We start from the raw sequence: 21,938 nt of genomic DNA, 5'->3' as shown, positions 1-21,938 counted from the left end.
GGGAACCTGATGCTTGAAGAAACGCATGAAAATTATATCGTGAGTGTAACGGCAGCCACGGTTTGGACAGCTCCAACATCACCAAGGGAACTGGATGAACCCGGGTTGTCCAACCCGGTGAATCTTAACGAATGGCTGAAGCGTCTCACCAGAGAAAAACGCCTGGAGCTTTGTGATGAAAACCTGGTCCAGTCCCAGCTTTTATACGGAGAAGAAGTGATGGTAACGGATAAAAATAATGGCTGGGCCCATGTCATCATCCCTACTCAGCCTTCAAAAAAAGATGAACGGGGTTATCCGGGCTGGGTCCCGCTGGCCCAGCTGCAGCCGATTACAACACAGCTATGGGAGACGGACAAAACGGCAGTAGTATCCAGCAAAAAAACCGTGTTGAAAGAGGAATCCGGGAACGAAATACTTGAATTAAGCTACATGACGATGCTGCCTGTTCAGGAAGTCCTTGAAACTTCTGTCAGGGTTAGTTCTCCTCACGGCTCAGCTTATATACCAAGAGAAGATTCGACCATATTTGCTGAATCACTTGGGATGAAAAAAGAAAATGGAGTCAATATCGTCCGCCTCGGTGAAGCTTTTATCGGCCTTCCTTATTTTTGGGGAGGCATGAGTGCCTACGGTTATGACTGTTCCGGTTTTGCCTATAATATGCATAAAGCGGCAGGCTATCAAATCCCACGTGATGCTTCCGACCAGGCTAAAGCGGGGGAGGAAATTTCATTTGACCACCTCATGCCCGGCGACCTGTTGTTTTTCGCTTATGAAGAAGGACAAGGAAACATCCATCACGTCGGTATCTATTATGGAGATGGAAAAATGCTTCATTCTCCAAGTACAGGGAAGGGGATTGAAGTCAGAACCTTGGGAGGAACGATATATGAAAAAGAACTATGCGCAGCCAGACGCTACTGGCAGGAGACGGAGGAACCAGCATGAGCAGCAAAGTCATACTACAAGTGAATGAATTGAAAAAGCATTTTAACCTTGGCAAAGGTCGTAATCTCAAGGCCGTGGATGATGTCAGTTTTGATGTGTACCAGGGAGAGACATTCGGGCTTGTCGGGGAGTCTGGCTGTGGCAAATCTACCATCGGCAGAACGATTATGGGGTTGTACAACCGGACGGACGGCCAGGTCAGCTATGGTGGGAAAGATGTTCATGAACTGGACGAACAGGAGAAATTCAAATTCTACCGGAATATGCAAATGATTTTCCAGGACCCTTACGCCTCCTTAAATCCGCGTTCTACAGTAGGAGAGATCATATCAGAGCCAATGATTGTGCATGATTTGTATCCGGATAAAAAGAAGCGGATGGAGCGAGTCTATCAATTACTGGAAGAGGTAGGACTGAACCGTGATCATGCTACCAGGTATCCCCATGAATTCAGCGGTGGGCAAAGGCAGCGGATCGGGGTTGCCCGCGCCCTGGCACTGGACCCTGACTTTATTATTGCAGACGAACCGATTTCTGCCCTGGATGTTTCTGTCCAGGCTCAAGTGGTGAATCTATTAGAGAGATTACAAGAAGAAAAAGGACTGACCTACTTATTCATTGCCCATGATCTATCGATGGTACGTCACATTTCCGACCGGATCGGAGTCATGTATCTTGGCCATTTAGTAGAATTGACCGACAGTGACAGTCTTTATGAAAACCCGAAACATCCTTATACGCAAGCGTTATTATCAGCGATCCCGATCCCAGACCCTGATGTTGAAGAAAGCAGGGAACGTGTGATTTTGGAAGGAGAACTACCCAGCCCGATCGATCCGCCGAGCGGATGTGTGTTCCGCACCCGCTGTCCAATGGCGATGGAAGCATGCGCCACTACGAAGCCTGTCTGGCAGGCAGTGGATGACAATCATTTCGTTGCGTGTCACCTTTATAATGATGACATAAAAGACAAAACACCAATAAAACATAAACCCAAACAATTGAATTGAGCAGAAAGGCTATCATCGTTAATATCTAGGCTTGTAGATAACCACACAGTTTATCTGCAAGCCTTTGCTTTTTTGTTTTTTCTATTAAGGGCAGGGGATTAACTCACTTTCCGAATTACTGTCAATAGAGCGTTTTTACTTATCTTATACCCTTACTCTTGCATTCGCCTATTTGGTATTATATATTACTATTAGTACCTAGTCATAATTCGGACGGTGGATGGCAAATATGAAAAAGGATAAACGAACACGTCAAAAAGAATTAAAAGAAACGATCGAATCCACTCCATTCATTACAGATGAAGATCTGGCGAAAAAGTTCGGTGTCAGTATCCAGACGATCAGGCTTGACCGTATGGAACTTACCATTCCAGAGCTGAGAGAAAGAATTAAATCTGTAGCTAGAAATGAATGGAATGAAACGGTAAAGGCGTTACCAATCGAAGAAGTTATCGGTGAAATTGTAGATTTAGAGTTAGATCAACGGGCCATTTCTATTTTGGATATCGACCGGGAGCATGTGTTTTCCCGAAATGATATTGCTCGGGGACATCATTTATTCGCCCAGGCTAATTCATTGGCGGTCGCCGTCATTAACGATGAACTGGCACTTACGGCCAAGGCAGAGATCCGTTTTACCCGCCAGGTGACAAAAGGAGAACGTGTGGTAGCAAAAGCCTCTGTCACCGGGGTCGATGAAAAGGGACGGACCGTCGTCGAAGTGTATAGTTATGTAGAAAATGAAACAGTGTTTTCTGGAGTATTTGAAATGTATCGCTCGAATGAACAGAGGGGGCAGCAGCAGTCATGAGAATCGCAATCGACGCAATGGGCGGGGATCATGCACCTGGTGAGATTGTAAAAGGTGCGATAGAAGCGGTGAAAACCGATACGAACCTACAGGTTACGTTAGTAGGCGATGAAGAACAAATCAAACCATTGGTGAAAGATACTAATAATATTACGATCATACATACAAATGAAAAAATAACCAGCGAGGATGAACCGGTAAGAGCGGTTCGCCGAAAAAAACAAGCTTCCATGGTACTGATGGCCGAGGAAGTGAAAGAAGGAAGGGCCGATGCCTGCATCTCTGCCGGCAATACCGGTGCATTGATGAGCGCCGGACTCTTTATTGTCGGAAGAATCAAAGGGATCGAACGGCCAGCTCTAAGCCCGACGCTTCCGACTGTAGACGGTAGAGGGTTCCTTTTACTCGATGTTGGTGCCAATGTCGATGCTAAAGCGCATCATCTGGTTCAATATGGCATCATGGGATCCATTTACTCAGAGAAAGTCAGAGGAATCAAGCAGCCGAGAGTCGGCTTGTTGAATGTCGGCACGGAAAATGGAAAAGGCAGTGAGCTTGCCAAAAAAGCTTTTGCCGAATTGCAAGAAGCGCCAGTGAATTTTATCGGAAATGTCGAAGCACGTGACCTTCTCGAGGGCGTTGCTGATGTCGTGGTTACGGATGGTTTCAGTGGCAACATTGCACTGAAAACGATTGAAGGCACTGCAATGACGATGTTTTCTATGATAAAAGAAACCTTTATGTCTAACTTTAAAACGAAACTAGCAGCCGGTCTGGTAAAAAATGATTTGAAACAGCTGAAGGATCAACTCGATTACTCCGAATATGGCGGCGCCGGGCTGTTCGGGCTTGCCGCCCCTGTCATCAAAGCCCATGGTTCTTCTAATGCCAGAGCGGTTTTCAATGCCATTAAACAAGCTTCCCACATGGTGGAAGAGGATGTTACAACAAAAATAGCTGAAACGGTGAAGAATATCCAGGAAGCAGAGGAGGAAGAAGCATGAAACGTGTAGCTTTTATATTCCCCGGCCAAGGTTCCCAGGAAGTTGGAATGGGGAAAGCGTTGTTTGAAACATATGACGAAGTGAAAGAATTATTTGAACAAGCAGATGATCAACTCGGCGTCTCTTTGACGAAGTTGATGTTTGAAGGACCACAGGAGGAACTGACGAAAACAGAACATGCTCAGCCAGCGCTGTTAGTGAATAGTGCTGCCATCGTATCCCTCCTTAAAAAAGAAGGAATTGAACCGGTAATGACAGCCGGCCACAGTCTGGGTGAATACAGCGCGCTGGTGGCCTCCGGATCATTACAGCCTCTTGAAGCGGCAGCACTGGTTCAAAAGCGGGGACAACTGATGGAGCATGCTTACCCAACCGGTAAGGGGGCAATGGCTGCTGTTCTGGGTCTTGAGCAAGATGCTATCCAGGAAGTTCTGGATAAAATCGAAGGAGAAATTGTAGATCTGGCGAACATTAACTGCCCTGGTCAAATTGTTATCTCAGGAAGCAAAGAAGGTGTAGAAAAAGCATCAGATTTATTAAAAGATGCTGGAGCCAAACGTGTCCTCCCACTGAATGTGAGCGGTCCGTTCCATTCCCGTCTGATGAAGCCGGCTAGTGAAGATTTCTCCAAAGCATTGCAGGAAGCAGAGCTATCGGATGCTGCCATCCCTGTCTATGCAAATGTTACGGCTGAAGCCGTACAAGATAAAGAAATGATCGAAGAGCTATTAGTCGAGCAACTCTACTCTCCTGTCCGGTTCCAGGAAATTCTGGAAAAGTTTGTTGATCAGGATATCGATGCCATCGTAGAAGTAGGACATGGTAAAGTATTGAGTGGATTGGTTCGTAAAGTAAAACGGAGAATGAAGACATTCAATATTCAGGATCCAGAAACATTGCAAGCATTCATTGACTGGTATAAGGAGGATTCGTAATGTTGGAGAATCAAGTAGCGCTGGTTACAGGCGCGTCACGTGGTATTGGACGAGCGATCGCCCTGGAACTTGCTGATAAAGGCGTCGCCGTCGCTGTCAACTACGCAGGCAGTGAAGCAAAAGCACAGGAAGTTGTAGATGAAATCGAGGCTAATGGCGGAAAAGCGATCAAAATACAGGCAGACGTATCAAAAGAAGCCGATGTAAAAGGTATGGTCAAACAGACCATGGAAGCTTTTGGCCGCCTGGATATCCTGGTGAACAATGCTGGTATTACCAAAGATAACCTGTTGATGCGTATGAAAGAAGAAGAATTCGACCAGGTGATCGATACCAACCTGAAAGGTGTGTTCCTGACTACCAAAGCTGTTACCCGTCCAATGATGAAGCAAAAAAGCGGCCGGATCATCAATATCGCATCCATCGTAGGCGTATCCGGAAATCCTGGACAGGCGAATTACGTGGCAGCAAAAGCTGGTGTCATCGGGATGACAAAATCAAATGCAAAAGAACTGGCAGCAAGAAATATTCTTGTAAATGCCGTAGCTCCTGGCTTCATCACAACAGATATGACCGATGAATTGACAGAAGAACAGCGGGAAGAAATGTTGAAAATGATTCCGTTAAACCGCCTTGGTGAAGGAAAAGATATCGCAAATGTGGTTCGTTTCCTGGCCTCTGAAGACAGCAGTTATATGACTGGCCAGACAATCCATGTCGATGGCGGCATGGTAATGTAAGGATGGACCCGGTAAATTACACCGGTTGAAATCATAAATGTTGAATCATCTAGTTTTTCTATGGAATTTCTACTATAATAACGGAAGGGAGGTGAAGTCTTATGGCAGATACTTTTGATCGTGTCAAACAAATCATTGTTGACCGTCTTGATGTAGATGAATCTAAGGTTACAATGGAGGCTTCCTTCAAAGATGATCTTGAAGCGGATTCTTTGGATGTAGTTGAGCTTGTAATGGAGCTTGAAGATGAATTCGATACAGAGATCGCTGATGAAGAAGCAGAAAAAATCAATACTGTTGGTGACGCTGTGAATTACATAAACAGCATCCAATAAACAGTTGGCAAGGAGCTGTCCCTCAAGTGGACAGCCCTTCCTATATTTCATCAAATCAAACTGAAAGGGTTTAGGTGAGCGATGGAAGACTTTTCAACCTTTCAAGAGAAAATCGGTATCCATTTCAATGATGTGGATATTTTAAAACAAGCATTTACCCATTCATCTTATGTGAATGAGCATCGTAAGACAGATCGCAAGGACAACGAGCGTCTTGAATTTTTAGGCGACGCAGTACTTGAGCTTGGGGTGTCCCAATATCTCTATCGCAAATATCCCGATATGAGTGAAGGGGAACTGACAAAGCTGCGTGCCTCCATCGTCTGTGAAATTTCCCTGGTTCGTTTTGCTGATGAATTGAACTTCAGTGAGCTTATCCAGTTAGGTAAAGGGGAAGAGATGACTGGGGGAAGAAACCGCCCGGCGCTGCTTGCGGATGTTTTCGAGGCCTTCATTGGTGCGCTCTATCTGGATCAAGGGTATGAGGCTGTCCTTGCCTTTTTGGAAAAATATGTGTATCCAAAGGTTAAAAAAGGTGCTTTTTCGCATGCGATGGATTTCAAAAGCCAGCTGCAGGAGTTTGTCCAGCGTGAAAAAAACAGGGTCATCGAATATGAAATTGTCGAAGAGCTTGGGCCGGCACACAACCGTGAATTCGTCGCCCATGTCCGCATCCAGAATGAGACTGCGGGTGTCGGAATCGGTCGAACCAAAAAAGAAGCAGAGCAAAAAGCTGCTGAAGAAGCGCTCCGAAAAGCAGGCGCATGTAAATAAGGTAGAAGAAAGCCGCGCAGATTCTGCGCGGCTTTCTCTTGACATTGCATTATTTTCGGTAGGCACCCAGCTCCTGGACAAATGCCTGGGTTTCTGACACACTTAACTGCCCTTTGGTTACAACCATATCATGCAGGGATTTGATTTCATCATAGTTGTCAAGGTCATAATCGGCAGGGTCCATAATGGAACGGTTGACGACCTGCAGACGGTCAGCCAGGTCGTTGATGATCGTTTCTAAGTTTTCTTGGGTCGGTTCATTTAAGCTCATAATGGTTTCCTCCTCACAGCAGGGTTGCTTGGCTTCTTCTATAGCCTTATTGTTTATGATAAAATAAATGAGTTGAAATGCAAACGATAAATCAAATGAAAGTTAAATACATAGGAGGATGCAGATGTTCCTCAAACGTTTAGATACAGTTGGATTCAAGTCTTTTGCTGAACGGGTCACCGTAGATTTTGTCCCTGGTGTCACTTCTGTGGTAGGACCGAATGGCAGTGGAAAGAGTAATATTACCGATGCGATCCGTTGGGTACTCGGTGAACAGTCTGCCCGCTCATTAAGAGGCAGTAAAATGGAAGATATCATTTTTGCAGGCAGCGATACAAGAAACGCAATGAACATGGCAGAAGTGACGTTGACATTGGATAATGAAGATCAAACCCTCCCGCTGGATTACCAGGAGGTCAGTGTCACCCGGAGAGTATACCGATCGGGTGATAGTGCTTTTTATATCAATAAACAAGCCTGTCGTTTGAAGGATATTGTCAATTTATTCATGGATTCCGGGCTGGGGAGAGAAGCCTTCTCCATTATCAGTCAGGGAAAAGTGGAAGAAATCCTGAGCTCAAAAGCTGAAGAAAGGCGCAGTATTTTTGAAGAAGCTGCAGGGGTGTTGAAATATAAGCAACGTAAGAAAAAAGCCGAATATAAACTTGCAGAGACACAAGAAAACCTAAATCGTGTGGAAGACATCATTTATGAAATCGAAGGACAGCTTGAACCTTTGAAGGAACAGGCAGCCATTGCGAAAGATTACCTGGAGAAAAAAGAAGAATTGAAACAAGTGGAGATTTCTTTATTGATCGCCCAGATTGAAACGGTTAATGAAGAATGGCAGCGCCTTTTGAATAACCTGGAAGAGATGAAATTGAAAAAAGCGGAAATAAAGACGGCTATGGAAGAAAAAGAAGCGATTGTCGAAGCCGAACGCGAGCAAGTGCTTGCGTTGGATGAATCGCTGGAAAGTCTTCAGGAGAAGCTGCTTGTTTTGACGCAGGAATTAGAGAACTTAGAGGGAAAGAAACAGTTAGTCAAAGAACGATTTAAACATTTTGAAGAGAACAAAGCGAAGCTTGAAGAAGAATTCAGCCAACTTTCAGACAGGGTAGCGCAGACAAAGGAATTATGCGATGAACATGAGAACAACCTGAACAGTTGGAAAGAACAGCGGTCCAATACGAAAAAGGCGTTAAAAGAAACAGCCAGACAGCTTGAGCTGGAGAATCAGAATATCGGTGAGCAGATTGAAGAGTTGAAAAGTGATTACATTGAATTATTGAATGAACAAGCGGCTAAGCGAAATGAAAAACAATCCATTGCGAGACAATTGGAACAAATCGGTTCCAAAAGTGAAGTACAAAAAGATAAATTTAAAGATATGCGAGAAGAAAGAGAACAATTGCTTGTCGAGAAAGAAAAGCTGGAGCGTGAAGTGAACCATATCCACGAGCAGCGGGTACAAAAAGAGCAGGAATTGAGCGACCTGGAAGAAAAGCTGAACAGCAGCCAGGAACGCTACCAGGACCTGCAGAGCAAGCTTTACCAGGGTTACCAGTATGTGGAGAAATTAAAATCAAAAAAAGAAATGCTGGAAGATATGAAAGAAGACTTCTCTGGCTATTTCCAAGGTGTCAAGGAAGTCCTGAAAGCGCGAGAGCAACACTTTTTGTCAGGGGTAGAAGGAGCGGTGCTGGAATTGATCGATGTTCCTAGTGATTTGATTACAGCCATCGAGACAGCGCTTGGCGCCCAGGCTCAGCATGTGATCATGCAAAATGAATCCTCCGCCCGCCAGGCAATCCACTGGCTTCGCCAGCACAATAAAGGCAGAGCGACGTTCCTGCCACTTGAAACGATACAGCCACGCTTCATTCCGGCAGATATGACTTCCAGAGTAAGCGGACAACCCGGTTTTGTCGGCGTAGCTGCTGATTTGGTTCAATTTGATGACCGTTATGATCGTGCCATCCGTCATTTACTTGGCCATATTGTGATAGCCGAAAACCTGGAAACAGCGAACGCGCTTGCTCAAACGATGCAGCGGCGTTTCCGGATTGTAACCTTAGAAGGGGATGTCATCAATCCGGGTGGAGCGATGACCGGTGGTGCAAAGAAAAAGACCAACCAATCCTTGTTTACGAGGGAAAGAGAATTGCAGGAACTGAACGACAAGCTTTCGTCTTTTCAGCAGAAGACCATGGCGGCAGAACAAGAGATGCAGCAATTGAAGAACATCACTACTAATCAACAGGCAGCACTGCAGGAACTTCGGACATTAAGAGAAGATTTGAAAGAGCAGGAACAGGAAAAACGGGCAGTCTTGCGTGAAGCCCAGGTGAAACATCAAAACCTGAATGACCAGTTATTACTGTTCGACCAGGACCAGGAACAATATGAGCAGGACCGGGACCAGCTTACGACTAGATTTGAAGACCTTGCTGGTGAATTAGAACAGTTGGAACAGCAGTTGGCAGCTTCCCAAAAAGAAATTGATACACTCACAGAAGCTGAAAAACGACAGTCAGAGAATGAGGAAAACTTGAAAGCAAAGCAGCACGAATTACAGTTGAAACTCGCTGAGCAGGATTCTGAAGTGAAAAATCAACAAGAGAAACTGTATGGATATCAAGTCCAAAAGAAAGAACTGGAACAACATGTTGAAGAGAATAGAAAGCAATACGAGCAGTTGATGGATATTGCCCATAACAAGCAGACAGAAGCTGAACTGGAAGAAGCAATTGAAGATAAAAAATCAGCTAAGGAAGAGACAGCTCGTCTGATTACAGACCGTAGAGAACAGCGCAACGAGCATTCTGATACGATCAAGCGGATAGAGGTGCAGTTGAAGGAAGAGAACAGGACCCATCACCATTACGTCCAGGATATCCAGGATAAAGAGGTCAAAGCGAACCGTCTGGATGTAGAGTTGGAAAACATGCTGGACTACCTGCAAAAAGAATATTTTCTTACTTTTGAACGGGCCCAAAAAGAGTATGAGCGCACAACAAATATTGAAGAAAGCAAGACAAAAGTCAAGCTTATCAAACGTGCCATTGATGAACTGGGTACGGTAAATCTCGGGGCGATTGATGAGTATGATCGAATTCAGGAGCGGTACCAATTTTTGAGCGAACAACAGACAGATTTGAATGAAGCGAAGGATACATTATATTCTGTCATTTCCGAAATGGACGGGGAGATGGAGCGCAGGTTTGAAGATACATTTACACAAATCAAGCAGGAATTCTCGGTGGTATTCAAAGAGTTATTTGGAGGGGGACGAGCCGACCTTCTACTAACCGACCCTGATAATATGCTGGAGACTGGGGTGGATATCGTAGCTCAGCCGCCAGGTAAGAAGCTGCAGAATCTCAGCCTGCTTTCTGGGGGAGAACGTGCTTTGACAGCGATTGCGCTGCTATTCGCCATCCTCCGAGTGCGTCCTGTGCCGTTCTGTGTGTTGGATGAAGTGGAAGCAGCGCTCGATGATGCCAATGTCGATCGGTTTGCGCGTTATCTGAAAGTCTTCAGTAAAAATACGCAATTCATCGTCATCACCCACCGGAAAGGCACGATGGAAGAGTCGGATGTACTGTACGGAGTCACGATGCAGGAATCTGGCGTTTCGAAGCTTGTTTCTGTAAGGCTGGAAGAATCTCAAGACTTACTAGAAGTATAGAAAGGAAGATTGGATGAGCTTTTTCAAAAAATTAAAGGACAAATTTATATTAGACCCCTTTGAACAAGAGTTAAAAGAACTGGAGCAGGAACAGGCAGAAGATCTGGAAGAGCAAGACCTGGGAATTGACGAAATAAATGCACCGGACGAAGATAATGGAACCTCAGGTCCGAAAACAGATGAGAAGCTTGCTGAAGAGGAAGAGGTCCCAGAAGTAGAAGAGGAGGAAACCGTAGAAGAAACTCCGGTAGAGCAGCTTGAAACGGATGTGGAAGAGCCAGCACCACTGGAAGAACCGGAAGCTACTCCAGCGTTGCCTGTCGAAGATACCAAGCCGGAGATGGAAGAGCCTGACCCTGATATAGAAGGTCGTGAAAAATCGATTGCGGCCAAGTTCCGTATTGGCTTGACGAAAACAAGAGATTCATTCTCCGGAAAAATCAATGATCTTGTCGCACGTTATCGGACCGTTGATGAAGATTTCTTCGAAGATTTAGAAGAGATCCTCATTTCGGCAGACGTTGGTGTCACCACCGTCATTGATATGATTGATGAACTTCAGCTGGAAGTGAAAAGACGTAATATCAAAGATACCCGTCAAGTAAGAGAAGTCATTTCAGAAAAGCTTGTAGAAATCTATTACGGTGATGACGACAGCGAAGAAATCGAAGGATTGAATATTGAACATGATGGGTTGTCCATCGTCTTATTCGTCGGTGTCAACGGAGTCGGTAAAACGACCACGATTGGAAAACTTGCTCACCAGCTGAAGAGTGAAGGGAAGAATGTCATGCTGGCCGCCGGGGATACTTTCCGTGCCGGCGCCATCGAACAATTGGATGCCTGGGGAGAACGGGTCGGAGTCAATGTCGTCAAGCACAGTGCAGGCAGTGACCCTGCAGCGGTTATCTTTGATGCCATCCAGGCTGCTAAATCACGTAATGCCGATGTGCTGTTATGTGATACGGCAGGACGGCTGCAAAATAAAGTGAACCTCATGAATGAACTGTCTAAAGTGAAGCGTGTAATCGAACGCGAGGTTCCGACAGCCCCACACGAAGTGTTGCTGGTTTTGGATGCTACTACCGGGCAGAACGCGATGAGTCAGGCGAAGACATTTTCAGAAGCTACTGATGTCTCCGGTATCGTGCTGACGAAGCTTGATGGAACCGCTAAAGGTGGTATCGTACTTGCGATTCGCAATGAACTGGATATCCCTGTTAAACTAGTAGGGCTTGGTGAAAAAGTTACTGACCTCCAACAGTTTGACGCTCACGCTTTTGTATATGGACTATTCGCCGATATGGTAGAAGCCCACGATGAAGAAAAAGAATTGTGATGCTTGACAGCCTAGCCTTTCATTCTGTAATATTCATATATGTAAAGGCATTTCACTTAACAAGGAGTGGTTGCCGTGCTAGAAAAGACGACACGAATCAACTATTTGTTTGATTTCTATCAGACGTTGTTGACCCCAAAACAGCGAAATTACATGGATTTGTATTATTTAGAAGACTACTCTCTAGGGGAAATATCAGAAACGTTTGATGTCTCAAGGCAGGCTGTCTATGACAACATCCGTCGTACGGAAGCCATGCTGGAAGGATATGAGGATAAATTGAACTTATATGAAAAATTCCAGGAGAGACAGCAACTGATCGATAAGCTGCAGGACAGGCTTAAAAATCAGAAAGAAGTACAGGATTTACTCGAAAGATTAAAAGAATTAGATTAGGAGGGCTCCTTCTATGGCATTTGAAGGTTTAGCCGACCGTTTACAAAATACAATCCAACGGATAAAAGGTAAAGGGAAGGTAACCGAACAAGATGTAAAAGAAATGACGCGGGAAGTCCGTCTCGCCCTCCTTGAGGCAGACGTCAACTTCAAGGTCGTCAAAGATTTTGTCAAGCGTGTGAAAGAACGCGCGGTAGGCCAGGAAGTCATGGAAAGCTTGACACCGGGCCAGCAAGTCATCAAAGTGGTCAAAGAAGAATTGACCAATTTGATGGGTGGGGACGAGAGTAAAATTGCTGTCGCCAAACGCCCGCCTACCGTCATCATGATGGTCGGGCTCCAGGGTGCCGGTAAGACGACAACCACAGGGAAACTGGCTAATCATTTACGGAAGAAGCATAACCGTAAACCGATGCTGGTAGCGGCAGACGTCTATCGTCCGGCCGCTATCAACCAGCTTCAGACGCTGGGAAAACAGTTGGATTTGCCGGTATATGCCAAAGGCACAGATGCCAATCCAGTTGACATCGCCAATGAAGCAATTGCTGAGGCGAAAGAAAACCATTATGACTATGTCATCATTGATACCGCGGGTCGCCTGCATATCGATGGCGAACTGATGGGTGAATTGCAGCAGATCAAGGATAATGTCCAGCCGGATGAAATCTTTTTAGTTGTCGATGCAATGACCGGTCAGGATGCCGTCAACGTCGCAGAAAGTTTCGACGAACAGCTAGAAGTCAGCGGTGTCGTACTGACGAAACTTGATGGGGATACACGAGGCGGGGCCGCGTTGTCTATCAAGGCAGTGACAGGCAAACCAATCAAATTTGCCGGTATGGGAGAAAAGCTTGACCAGCTCGAAGCCTTCCATCCTGAACGGATGGCGTCTCGTATTCTTGGCATGGGGGACGTTCTGACGCTGATTGAAAAAGCTCAGGACAACGTTGATGAAAAGCGTGCCAAAGAATTAGAAGAGAAGATGCGCTCAGCTTCCTTCACTTTTGATGATTTCCTGGAACAAATGGGTCAGGTCCGCAACATGGGACCATTGGATGAACTGCTCGATATGATTCCTGGAGCCAACAAGATGAAGGGCTTGAAAAATGCGCAGATTGACGAGAAACAAATTTCGCATGTAGAAGCGATCATCCAGTCAATGACCAAGAAAGAACGTCAGGAGCCATCCCTTATGAATGCGAGCCGCAAACGCCGGATCGCCAAGGGATCTGGAACTTCTGTTTCGGAGGTCAACCGGCTTCTCAAACAATTCGAAGAAATGAAGAAAATGATGAAGCAAATGAGTAACATGCAAAAAGGAAAAAAAGGCAAAGGAATGAATTTTCCATTCATGTAATGGAAAAATCCTTTACACACAGAAAAACATCTGCTAAAATCTAAACTTGTGCGAAACATTAATAATTTATGGAGGTGCTTAAAGATGGCAGTTAAAATTCGCCTAAAGCGCATGGGATCTAAACGTAACCCATTCTACCGTGTAGTTGTAGCTGATTCACGTTCTCCTCGTGATGGACGTTTTATTGAACAAATTGGCACATATAATCCAGTTGCTAACCCAGTAGAGGTTGACATTGATGAAGAAAAGGCTTTGAACTGGATGACTAATGGTGCTAAGCCAAGCGACACGGTTCGTAACCTATTTTCTAACGAAGGCATCATGACGAAGTTCCACGACGCAAAAAACCAAAAGTAAAGTAGTGGTGATACCATGAAAGCCTTGATTGAAACTATTGTCAATCCGCTTGTCGATTATCCGGAAGACATCCGAGTAGACGTGAAGGAAGAGGAACGTAAAATCGTTTATCATCTCACAGTCAATCAAGACGATGTCGGCAAAGTGATCGGAAAGAACGGTCGGATCGCCAAAGCGATCCGGACAGTCGTTTACGCAGCAGGGTCAGACTCTAAGAAGAGAATTTACTTGGATATCATGTAATGAGGGAGAGGGATTAATAACCTTTCCCTTTTTTACACTTTCGCTTTTTAATTCATGTTGTAGTAAGTTCTATTGATGGTGAGGGAATTCGCTCCCTTTCCACGGACGCACGATCGGGCCTCCTCGCGAAACCCACGCTGCGGGGTCTCGACACGTCCGTTTTTCCGTAGGAGTGTCACAAATTCCTTCACCATCAATGCCCAAAAAGAAGGTTATTGTTTATGGCATGCCTTAAAGTAGCAAATTGGTAATAAACTTATATTTGTGTTGCTAAACATTACTGGAGGAAGGGTCCATTAACCTTTCTATGTATAAAGGGGAAGGGAAACAGCGAGACTCCTGCGGAAATAGCAGGATTGGCAAGACCCCACAGGGCGATAGCCTGAGGAGGCTTGCTGCCTGTCCGCGGAAAGCGAGTTGTTTCCCTGCCCCACTTCTCCCAGTATACTAATGGACCAGCACAGTAAGGAAAGCTTCGGGACAAAGGGGCAGGAACATGAAAATAATAAAAAAAATTCCTGTAAAACAAGTATTGACGGAAGAGAGCAAGAAACAGCTCTCCCAGGACTTCCAGGCACGTTACCAGCGATATGACCGCGAATGTCAGCAACTTCGTTTTGAACAGAGAAAGCTGGAGAAAAGAAGTGACATTTCCCCAAGTGAAATCGAAAAACGGTTTACACAGGAAATCAAGCGCAGAAAAGAAAATATGAACTGGGTGGAGTACAAGCTTCAGCAATTAGAAATACTGCCAGAAGGCAGTGAATTGTTCATAGAAGAAGTGGAAGCGATCGTGGAGGTCCAGGAAGGCGCTAAATGGGATGAAATATATGAGCACCAGACAATCGTCATTAAAGATGGAATAGTAATTCAAGCGAGGTAATGAAAAACTATGGAGCAACAAATGTACAATGTAGGTAAAGTTGTTAACACGCATGGAATCAAAGGGGAAGTGAAGGTGATGCGTATCACCGACTTTGACGAAAGATTCCAGCCTGGAGAGCCTTTGTATTGGGTTAAGGACGGGGGGAAGCCGGAAAAGTTGATTGTGTCCGGACACCGTAACCATAAAGGCTTTGATCTACTCACGTTCGAAGGTCTTCCGACAATCAATGATGTCGAGCGTTTGAAAGGTGGAATTCTTCAAATCCGTGAAGAACAATTGTCTGATTTGGAGGAAGGAGAATTTTACTTTCACGAAATCATTGGGTGCCGCGTCATTCTCGAGGATGGCACGGAACTTGGAAAAGTAAAAGAGATCCTTACCCCTGGTGCAAACGATGTCTGGGTCGTGGAACGGGATGGAAAGCCTGACGCCCTTATTCCTTATATCGAAGATGTCGTAAAGCAAGTGGATATTGTGGAAGAACAAATAGTCATTGATCCAATAGAAGGGTTGCTCGACTGATGCATATCGATATACTAACGTTGTTTCCAGAAATGTTTGAAGGTGTATTGAATAATTCCATTTTAAAGAAAGCGCAAGACCGTAACCTTTTCAGTTATGATTTCATTAATTTTCGAGATTATAGCGCAAACAAGCATCAAAAGGTCGATGATTACCCCTATGGGGGAGGCGCAGGGATGGTGCTTACTCCTCAACCGTTATTCGACGCAGTCGAAGCGGTCAAGGAACAACGGAAAACCACCCCCCGTGTAATTCTTCTGTGTCCCCAGGGCGAAACATATACCCAGGGCAAAGCGGTGGAACTTTCGGAAGAGGATCATCTGATTTTCTTATGCGGACATTATGAGGGCTATGATGAACGAATACGGGAACATGTGGTCACCGATGAGATTTCAATCGGAGATTACGTATTAACTGGCGGAGAGCTAGGGGCGATGGTCGTTATAGACTCTGTCGTACGTCTTTTGCCTGAGGCGTTAGGAAATAAACGGTCTGCGCCAGAGGATTCCTTTTCAAATGGTTTGCTTGAGCATCCGCATTATACACGTCCAGCTGATTTTCGAGGGATGAAAGTGCCGGACACCCTTTTATCCGGGGACCATGCCCGTATAGAGGAATGGCGCCATCAGCAGTCTTTATATCGTACGTGGCAGCGTCGGCCTGATCTGTTAAAAGAGAAAGACTTGACGGATAAAGAAAAATCATGGATAGAAAAATGGGAAAATAACGGATAGCTTGTTGCAGTAGCAATGAAATTATGATATATTAAATTTTGTGCTTAAACGTCGGTTTAAGCGGAAAACGATGTTCCGCTGTCTCCTAGTTAGTCAAGAGCATTAGTTTGGAAGGAGAGTGAAATAGGATGCAAGATTTGATTAACGAAATTACAAAAGATCAACTTCGTACAGACCATCCTGATTTCCGTCCTGGTGATACCGTGAAGGTCCACGTAAAAGTCGTGGAAGGTACTCGCGAGCGTATCCAGGTTTTCGAAGGCGTTGTAATCAAGCGTCAAAACGGCGGAATCAGCGAAACATTCACTGTACGTAAAATTTCTTACGGTGTTGGAATCGAGCGTACATTCCCGCTACATTCCCCACGTCTCGAGAAAATCGAACGTACACGCCGCGGTAAAGTTCGTCGTGCGAAGCTATACTATCTACGCAATCTGCGTGGTAAAGCTGCGCGTATTAAAGAAATCATCTAATGAAACAGTAAGGAGCTTGCACATGCCAAGCTCCTTTTTTCTACTTGAAACTACTTATGAACTTATTAGTCAGCTTATAGGAAAGGGATGGCCTTCATGAAGAATGCATGGGTGGAATGGATCAAAGCATTCCTGATCGCTGCCATATTAGCAGTATTGGTGAGAGTCGTACTTTTTGCTCCGGTCGTAGTCGAAGGACCATCGATGCTTCCTACCTTGGAAGATAATGACCATCTGATCGTCAGTAAAATCAATTACACTATCGGTGAGCCGGAACGGTTTGATATCATCGTTTTTCACGCAACCGAACGGCGTGACTATATCAAGCGCGTCATCGGAGTGCCTGGTGATCATGTAGCGGTTGAGAATGATGAGTTATACATCAATGGAGAAAGAGTAGAAGAGCCGTACTTGGAAGAACGGAAACAAGATATGCCAGATAGTCATATCCTGACACAGGATTTTACTTTGGAGCAAGTGACAGAAGAAGGATATGAAACAGTCCCGGAAGGACATGTTTTCGTACTGGGCGATAACCGAAATAATTCTACTGATAGTCGTATGTTCGGTGTTGTTCCTATGGACCAGATTGTAGGGGAAGCAGTTCTGACCTACTGGCCGCTGGAACGAATCCGAATCGTACTGGAATAAGGTGATTATATGACAATACAATGGTTTCCAGGCCATATGGCCAAAGCGAAAAGAGAAGTAGGAGAGAAGCTGAAACTCGTCGATTTTGTCATCGAACTGGTCGACGCAAGAGCTCCGGAATCTTCCCAAAATCCGATGCTGCAGCAATTACTTCAATCGAAACCGAAAATGATTGTAATGATGAAGAAAGACCTTGCCGATCCAAAGCTTTCCGATCAATGGTTGAATACCTTTAAAAATGCAAACGCACAGGCTATAGCAGTGAATGCAGAGGATAAGAAAGATATACAGGCACTCATTCAACTGGCCAAGGAAATGTCACAGGAAAAGATGGATAAATGGAAAGCGAAAGGGATTAATCCCAGACCGGCGCGTGCTATGATTCTTGGCATACCCAATGTAGGGAAGTCTACGCTTATCAACCGTCTGGCCAATAAAAAAATTGCAAAGACAGGCGACCGCCCGGGAGTTACTACCAGTCAACAGTGGATCAAGGTCAAGAAAGATTTTGAACTGCTGGATACCCCTGGAATACTCTGGCCTAAGTTTGAAGATGAAGAAGTAGGATACCGGCTGGCCTCTATCGGAACAATTAAAGATCAAATCTTGCCTATAGAAGATGTTGCCGCCTATATATTAGACTACCTGAAAAACTTTTATCCGAATCTCATGCAGGAAAGGTATGGATTTTCCAGTTTCGATGATATGATTGAAGCATTCGAGACAATTGGAAAAAAACGCGGCTGCCTTGAATCCGGAGCCAGAATCAATTATGAAAAGACCGCAGAGGTCATCATTCAAGATTTGAGGTCTGGGAAGCTTGGCCGAATTACTTTTGATGTACCGGAAGGGTATTGATGTACCAGCGCATTTTTGAATTTCAAAAGTGCGCTTTTTTCTTTGTAACTACATAAATGTGATAAATGTCCGATAATAATAGTGACGATAGGGGAGTTAAACGTGGGAAAATGGACGATAGCTGAAGTGAAAGACATGCTTAGTCGTAAACAGCTGGAGGAGAAAGATATAGAGGAATTAAGAAAGGATACCCGTAAAGGGATTCAAAAATTACTTATGCAACGTGAACAACGATTGCAAAAAGAACATGCCATGCTCCTCAAGTATCAGGAAATGATGGATTTTGAAAAGAGACAATACCAGCTTGGCAATCATTTTGTAGCAGGCATTGATGAGGCTGGCCGCGGGCCATTGGCAGGACCAGTTGTAGCCGGCTGTGTCGTTTTACATAAGGATTATTACTTGGAGGGGCTGAATGATTCCAAACAGCTTTCCCAGGAAAAAAGGGAAAGGTTTTTTGAAAAGATTGTAACTGACGCATTCGCTTATGGGAGCGGGATCGTAACCAATGAAGAGATTGATCGTTATAACATTTACCAAGCTACAAAAATGGCGATGAGAAGAGCAGTTGAAAATCTCGGCATGACGCCGGATCATGTGCTGATTGATGCTGTGAAGCTTGAGGGACTGCCTTGTCCATCAGAATCTTTGATCAAAGGGGACCAGCGAAGTGTTTCAATCGCAGCAGCAAGTATTATTGCAAAAGTAACCAGGGATCGGAAGATGCGCGAAATTCATGAAAAATTTCCCATGTATGATTTTAAAGCGAATCAAGGATATGGAACCAGCACCCATCTGGAAGCACTTGAACAATTCGGGCCATCTCCGTATCATCGACGCAGCTTTTCACCTGTTACAGCTGCAATCAAAAGGTAAGGGAGGAGGCAATGGGATGCAAGCCAGTGCTACAAATCTTTTTCAAGCTTTACATCGAGTAGCGGCACCAAATGCACCAGTCTTACGTCCTGGCCAAATGTTATCGGGAAGTGTGAAGAAACTGTTGCCAAATAATAGGGCAACAGTTTCATTGGGGGACAAGCAAGTGACTGCCCATCTGGAAGCATCACTGACCTTAGGGAAAAAGTATTTATTCCAGGTTCAATCTACAGACGAAGTAATCCATTTAAAAATGGTTTCGAAACAAGCTGGTACGCAGATAGAAGAGATGAGCGAGCTTCTTAAGCGTCTTGGCATGAAAGCAACATCTGAAAATATCAGGCTCTTGGAACAACTGATAACAAGAAATATTCCATTTCGCCAATCCTCATTAAAGCAAGCAGCAGCCATTTTGAAGAACTCCCCTAATGCCCATCACTCACTGACAGCACTCCTCCATTTATTTGAAAAGGAGTTGCCAGTTCGGCCGGCGATTGTCAATGCTTTAATAGCCAGGGACCAGTCGCAATGGACAGAACTCCTGGCAAAATTGGAAGATTCGCTCCTTCATAAACAATCCTTAAGTAATACGGAAAATAACCTCCTGGCCCGAATAACAAGTATGCGGGGGAGTGGTTCGGCAGATAAGGGGGCACTGACAGCAACCCTTTTGCATCATGTAATGAATGGTAACACCCAAAGCTTTCAGGTCATGAAGCAGGCTGGAGTAATTTCTGAAGGTACCAGCTTTGACCGTTTTCAACGGTTGTGGCTGCAATGGGCAGTCAATCAGGGGATAAAGCTCCAGTCCCGGGAATCAGCTGCTTCCATTCAAGCGAAGTTGATGACACAGCATCTATCCGGCTTTCCTTTTGACTTGACCTCTGAGACCTTCTCACGTGGAATAATGCAGCTGTACCAGCAGCAGTTATCATGGAATAAAACATCACACGCAACATTGAATCAATGGATGAAAGCATTGGATGCGCTTCTCGACAATCCGGATAGAGGGGTTTCTTCCCGCTTGCTCCAGCATCAAAATCATTTAGAAAAGCAGGTGTTTCCTAAACTTTTTAAGCATTTACCGGACATACAGGCAGCTCTTCAGCATTTTCGAGAAACAGCAACCCTAGGAAAGATTCCCACGAATGAACAGTTGAGCCTTCTCCATCAAGTGAGAGAATTGGTAGCTGCCACAGCAGGAAATCAATTAAGCACAGAAGGGAGAAAGACCCTGACCACCTTTTTGCACACCCTTCCTACTTCGCCTGAGTTATCGCAGAGACTATTGCTGCAAATGAAAACCACGCTTCAATTTGCAGGCCTCGATGATGAAGCGAGCTTTTTAAAACAGGTACTGACCAATGAGAACATTCAGGGGAGCCAAAGTCTGAAATCTATCTTACTACAGGCCATACAGGAACAATCGGTGGGCAAGACGCAATCAGAACGGATGCAGCAGTTGGTTCACTTCCTAAATGGTGTCCAGTTGACTGCTCACCAGGAAAATCCGCAGATGGCACAAATGAGCCTTGTTTTTCCGGGTACACTTTTGAAATCACGACAGGATATTCACATGAACATAGAAGGCAGGAAAAATGAAGAAGGGGGCATTGACCCTGAGTTTTGTCATGTCCTGTTTTATTTGGATTTAGAAAATTTAAAGGAAACGGTTATTGATATGTCTATCTATGATAGCAAAGTCGGGTTGACCATTTATAATCATGACCCGGCGCTCCTTCGAACGACAGCCAATCTTCAAACGGAATTAGAAGCAGGACTGGAGAAGGTCGGGTATCAACTCACTTCGCTTCAGATAAAGAAAATCACGGAGACGAATAAGCCATCTGTCTATCACGGCCATTTTTCAGAAAGAGGAGTGGACTATAGAATATGAAGGAAAAACAAAAGCAGGCAATTGCACTTGGTTATGAGGCGGACACGGATCATGCCCCCAAATTGAAAGCCCAGGGAAAAGGCTATGTAGCGGAAAATATTATTGAGAAAGCCCGCAGGAATGAAGTTCCCGTACAAGAGGATGCCTCGTTGGTCGAATTGTTGTCCCAATTGAATATTAATGAACAAATACCTGAGGAATTATACCAGGTCGTCGCGGAAGTTTTTGCGTTCATCTACCGGGCCGATCAGGATGCAACTCCTTAAACATGGTTGTTGATTTTTCATTAGAGGATTATTCAACAATAGGGCCGTTTAATAAGGGTCCGGTGGGGAACGACTCGCTTTCCGCGGGCATGCGCTGAGCCTCCTCAGACTTCGTCTTCCGGGGTCTCACCTGTCATTTTCATCCCGCAGGACTTTGAATGATCATCCTTGAGAAACACCGCACGAAGGAAATGCGTAGCATTTTCGGGGAGTCTCGCCGTTCCCCTCCGTACCTTGCCCGTAGAAAGTTCTCGCAATCACACTTGTGGAACCGCACTAGGATGTTGAAAAAAGACTTTGGCCGCTTCATACCTTCGTAAATGCATCAGTATGAAGGTAGTTATACATTCTTTCTCTTTTTGAAGGGTCCGTTTATAACTAAACTGGCTGGATGGGAAGGGAAACGTCGAGACTCCCTCCGGAAATGTTGATACACCAAGGGTTATCAATCGTTTTTAACACTTTAAAATTTTTTTATTTTACATTCATCAATCAAGTTATTCCTTTTATTCAAATTTAAGGTAAATAAAGGGACGCGTTGCGTTTCCTAACTGTATTAGG

At 44.8% G+C, this 21,938-nt stretch carries 24 protein-coding genes; 23 read left to right on the top strand and 1 reads right to left on the bottom strand.

What is annotated here, in order from left to right:
* The first annotated feature begins 9 nt into the window (after nt 1-9).
* The 8 genes from BLV00_RS20585 to rnc all read left to right on the top strand — a co-directional run bounded on the left by BLV00_RS20585 (nt 10) and on the right by rnc (nt 6,560).
* A complete protein-coding gene (locus BLV00_RS20585; RefSeq protein ID WP_093046794.1) occupies nt 10-951 on the top strand; it encodes a C40 family peptidase in 942 nt (313 codons plus the stop codon).
* On the top strand, nt 948-1,961 hold the full coding sequence (locus BLV00_RS20580; protein ID WP_093046793.1) for an ABC transporter ATP-binding protein: 1,014 nt from the start codon (nt 948-950) through the stop codon (nt 1,959-1,961). Before BLV00_RS20585 ends, BLV00_RS20580 begins: the two co-directional genes overlap by 4 nt.
* Before the next feature lie 229 nt (nt 1,962-2,190).
* Nucleotides 2,191-2,772 carry a transcription factor FapR gene (gene fapR, locus BLV00_RS20575; protein ID WP_093046792.1) on the top strand — a complete coding sequence of 194 codons (582 nt, stop codon included), beginning with the start codon at nt 2,191-2,193 and terminating at the stop codon, nt 2,770-2,772.
* The gene (gene plsX / locus BLV00_RS20570) at nt 2,769-3,776 is read left to right on the top strand and encodes a phosphate acyltransferase PlsX (RefSeq protein WP_093046791.1); all 1,008 of its coding nucleotides are present in this window, start codon (nt 2,769-2,771) and stop codon (nt 3,774-3,776) included. Before fapR ends, plsX begins: the two co-directional genes overlap by 4 nt.
* Complete coding sequence (gene fabD, locus BLV00_RS20565; RefSeq protein ID WP_093046790.1) at nt 3,773-4,711, top strand: ACP S-malonyltransferase; 939 nt, start codon at nt 3,773-3,775, stop codon at nt 4,709-4,711. Before plsX ends, fabD begins: the two co-directional genes overlap by 4 nt.
* Nucleotides 4,711-5,451: a 3-oxoacyl-[acyl-carrier-protein] reductase gene (fabG, locus tag BLV00_RS20560; RefSeq protein WP_093046789.1), complete on the top strand. Its 741-nt coding sequence runs from the start codon at nt 4,711-4,713 to the stop codon at nt 5,449-5,451. The genes fabD and fabG overlap by 1 nt, the downstream gene beginning before the upstream one ends.
* Before the next feature lie 101 nt (nt 5,452-5,552).
* Nucleotides 5,553-5,786: an acyl carrier protein gene (acpP, locus tag BLV00_RS20555; RefSeq protein WP_062445806.1), complete on the top strand. Its 234-nt coding sequence runs from the start codon at nt 5,553-5,555 to the stop codon at nt 5,784-5,786.
* Nucleotides 5,787-5,867: 81 nt separating this feature from the next.
* Nucleotides 5,868-6,560, top strand: a complete 693-nt coding sequence (gene rnc / locus BLV00_RS20550) for a ribonuclease III (protein ID WP_093046788.1) — start codon at nt 5,868-5,870, stop codon at nt 6,558-6,560.
* A 49-nt stretch (nt 6,561-6,609) separates the two neighbouring features.
* Here the strand turns inward: rnc and BLV00_RS20545 are convergent, their stop codons facing one another.
* A complete protein-coding gene (locus BLV00_RS20545) occupies nt 6,610-6,831 on the bottom strand; it encodes a DUF1128 domain-containing protein (protein ID WP_093046787.1) in 222 nt (73 codons plus the stop codon).
* A 124-nt stretch (nt 6,832-6,955) separates the two neighbouring features.
* Here BLV00_RS20545 and smc point away from each other — a divergent pair, with 124 nt between their 5' ends.
* The 15 genes from smc to BLV00_RS20470 all read left to right on the top strand — a co-directional run bounded on the left by smc (nt 6,956) and on the right by BLV00_RS20470 (nt 21,377).
* Complete coding sequence (gene smc, locus BLV00_RS20540; RefSeq protein WP_093046786.1) at nt 6,956-10,522, top strand: chromosome segregation protein SMC; 3,567 nt, start codon at nt 6,956-6,958, stop codon at nt 10,520-10,522.
* Nucleotides 10,523-10,862: 340 nt separating this feature from the next.
* Nucleotides 10,863-11,861, top strand: a complete 999-nt coding sequence (ftsY, locus tag BLV00_RS20535; RefSeq protein ID WP_425441712.1) for a signal recognition particle-docking protein FtsY — start codon at nt 10,863-10,865, stop codon at nt 11,859-11,861.
* A gap of 75 nt (nt 11,862-11,936) precedes the next feature.
* The gene (locus BLV00_RS20530) at nt 11,937-12,257 is read left to right on the top strand and encodes a putative DNA-binding protein (protein WP_093046784.1); all 321 of its coding nucleotides are present in this window, start codon (nt 11,937-11,939) and stop codon (nt 12,255-12,257) included.
* A gap of 13 nt (nt 12,258-12,270) precedes the next feature.
* On the top strand, nt 12,271-13,614 hold the full coding sequence (gene ffh, locus BLV00_RS20525) for a signal recognition particle protein (protein ID WP_093046783.1): 1,344 nt from the start codon (nt 12,271-12,273) through the stop codon (nt 13,612-13,614).
* 84 nt (nt 13,615-13,698) lie between these two features.
* On the top strand, nt 13,699-13,971 hold the full coding sequence (gene rpsP / locus BLV00_RS20520) for a 30S ribosomal protein S16 (protein ID WP_093046782.1): 273 nt from the start codon (nt 13,699-13,701) through the stop codon (nt 13,969-13,971).
* 15 nt (nt 13,972-13,986) lie between these two features.
* Nucleotides 13,987-14,214: a KH domain-containing protein gene (locus BLV00_RS20515; protein WP_093046781.1), complete on the top strand. Its 228-nt coding sequence runs from the start codon at nt 13,987-13,989 to the stop codon at nt 14,212-14,214.
* A gap of 496 nt (nt 14,215-14,710) precedes the next feature.
* The gene (locus BLV00_RS20510) at nt 14,711-15,097 is read left to right on the top strand and encodes a YlqD family protein (protein ID WP_093046780.1); all 387 of its coding nucleotides are present in this window, start codon (nt 14,711-14,713) and stop codon (nt 15,095-15,097) included.
* Between the two features lie 9 nt (nt 15,098-15,106).
* Nucleotides 15,107-15,622: a ribosome maturation factor RimM gene (rimM, locus tag BLV00_RS20505; protein WP_093046779.1), complete on the top strand. Its 516-nt coding sequence runs from the start codon at nt 15,107-15,109 to the stop codon at nt 15,620-15,622.
* Nucleotides 15,622-16,356 (top strand): tRNA (guanosine(37)-N1)-methyltransferase TrmD, encoded by a 735-nt coding sequence (trmD, locus tag BLV00_RS20500; protein ID WP_093046778.1) that lies wholly within the window; start codon nt 15,622-15,624, stop codon nt 16,354-16,356. The genes rimM and trmD overlap by 1 nt, the downstream gene beginning before the upstream one ends.
* Nucleotides 16,357-16,484: 128 nt before the next feature.
* The gene (rplS, locus tag BLV00_RS20495; RefSeq protein ID WP_093046777.1) at nt 16,485-16,829 is read left to right on the top strand and encodes a 50S ribosomal protein L19; all 345 of its coding nucleotides are present in this window, start codon (nt 16,485-16,487) and stop codon (nt 16,827-16,829) included.
* Between the two features lie 96 nt (nt 16,830-16,925).
* Nucleotides 16,926-17,480, top strand: a complete 555-nt coding sequence (gene lepB, locus BLV00_RS20490) for a signal peptidase I (RefSeq protein ID WP_245729034.1) — start codon at nt 16,926-16,928, stop codon at nt 17,478-17,480.
* A 9-nt stretch (nt 17,481-17,489) separates the two neighbouring features.
* Complete coding sequence (ylqF, locus tag BLV00_RS20485) at nt 17,490-18,338, top strand: ribosome biogenesis GTPase YlqF (RefSeq protein WP_093046775.1); 849 nt, start codon at nt 17,490-17,492, stop codon at nt 18,336-18,338.
* A gap of 102 nt (nt 18,339-18,440) precedes the next feature.
* Complete coding sequence (locus tag BLV00_RS20480; RefSeq protein ID WP_093046774.1) at nt 18,441-19,214, top strand: ribonuclease HII; 774 nt, start codon at nt 18,441-18,443, stop codon at nt 19,212-19,214.
* A gap of 16 nt (nt 19,215-19,230) precedes the next feature.
* Nucleotides 19,231-21,111, top strand: coding sequence for a hypothetical protein (locus BLV00_RS20475; protein ID WP_093046773.1), 1,881 nt, complete (start codon nt 19,231-19,233; stop codon nt 21,109-21,111).
* A complete protein-coding gene (locus BLV00_RS20470; protein ID WP_093046772.1) occupies nt 21,108-21,377 on the top strand; it encodes an EscU/YscU/HrcU family type III secretion system export apparatus switch protein in 270 nt (89 codons plus the stop codon). Before BLV00_RS20475 ends, BLV00_RS20470 begins: the two co-directional genes overlap by 4 nt.
* The last annotated feature ends 561 nt before the right edge of the window (nt 21,378-21,938 follow it).

Origin of the sequence: Thalassobacillus cyri, assembly GCF_900107755.1 — a bacterium.
In the GTDB taxonomy this organism is placed as follows: domain Bacteria; phylum Bacillota; class Bacilli; order Bacillales; family Halobacillaceae; genus Thalassobacillus; species Thalassobacillus cyri.
Note: the sequence above shows the minus strand (reverse complement) of the source record. Positions and strands in the feature narration are given on the sequence as shown.

Coding starts and splice junctions, on each gene's coding strand:
- lepB (WP_245729034.1), top strand. CDS start 16,926: ATGAAGAATGCATGGGTGGAATGGATCAAAGCATTCCTGATCGCTGCC.
- BLV00_RS20475 (WP_093046773.1), top strand. CDS start 19,231: ATGCAAGCCAGTGCTACAAATCTTTTTCAAGCTTTACATCGAGTAGCG.
- rplS (WP_093046777.1), top strand. CDS start 16,485: ATGCAAGATTTGATTAACGAAATTACAAAAGATCAACTTCGTACAGAC.
- fapR (WP_093046792.1), top strand. CDS start 2,191: ATGAAAAAGGATAAACGAACACGTCAAAAAGAATTAAAAGAAACGATC.
- ftsY (WP_425441712.1), top strand. CDS start 10,863: ATGGAAGAGCCTGACCCTGATATAGAAGGTCGTGAAAAATCGATTGCG.
- acpP (WP_062445806.1), top strand. CDS start 5,553: ATGGCAGATACTTTTGATCGTGTCAAACAAATCATTGTTGACCGTCTT.
- BLV00_RS20470 (WP_093046772.1), top strand. CDS start 21,108: ATGAAGGAAAAACAAAAGCAGGCAATTGCACTTGGTTATGAGGCGGAC.
- BLV00_RS20580 (WP_093046793.1), top strand. CDS start 948: ATGAGCAGCAAAGTCATACTACAAGTGAATGAATTGAAAAAGCATTTT.
- plsX (WP_093046791.1), top strand. CDS start 2,769: ATGAGAATCGCAATCGACGCAATGGGCGGGGATCATGCACCTGGTGAG.
- fabD (WP_093046790.1), top strand. CDS start 3,773: ATGAAACGTGTAGCTTTTATATTCCCCGGCCAAGGTTCCCAGGAAGTT.
- rpsP (WP_093046782.1), top strand. CDS start 13,699: ATGGCAGTTAAAATTCGCCTAAAGCGCATGGGATCTAAACGTAACCCA.
- BLV00_RS20515 (WP_093046781.1), top strand. CDS start 13,987: ATGAAAGCCTTGATTGAAACTATTGTCAATCCGCTTGTCGATTATCCG.
- BLV00_RS20510 (WP_093046780.1), top strand. CDS start 14,711: ATGAAAATAATAAAAAAAATTCCTGTAAAACAAGTATTGACGGAAGAG.
- trmD (WP_093046778.1), top strand. CDS start 15,622: ATGCATATCGATATACTAACGTTGTTTCCAGAAATGTTTGAAGGTGTA.
- BLV00_RS20585 (WP_093046794.1), top strand. CDS start 10: ATGCTTGAAGAAACGCATGAAAATTATATCGTGAGTGTAACGGCAGCC.
- fabG (WP_093046789.1), top strand. CDS start 4,711: ATGTTGGAGAATCAAGTAGCGCTGGTTACAGGCGCGTCACGTGGTATT.
- rimM (WP_093046779.1), top strand. CDS start 15,107: ATGGAGCAACAAATGTACAATGTAGGTAAAGTTGTTAACACGCATGGA.
- ffh (WP_093046783.1), top strand. CDS start 12,271: ATGGCATTTGAAGGTTTAGCCGACCGTTTACAAAATACAATCCAACGG.
- ylqF (WP_093046775.1), top strand. CDS start 17,490: ATGACAATACAATGGTTTCCAGGCCATATGGCCAAAGCGAAAAGAGAA.
- smc (WP_093046786.1), top strand. CDS start 6,956: ATGTTCCTCAAACGTTTAGATACAGTTGGATTCAAGTCTTTTGCTGAA.
- BLV00_RS20545 (WP_093046787.1), bottom strand. CDS start 6,831: ATGAGCTTAAATGAACCGACCCAAGAAAACTTAGAAACGATCATCAAC.
- rnc (WP_093046788.1), top strand. CDS start 5,868: ATGGAAGACTTTTCAACCTTTCAAGAGAAAATCGGTATCCATTTCAAT.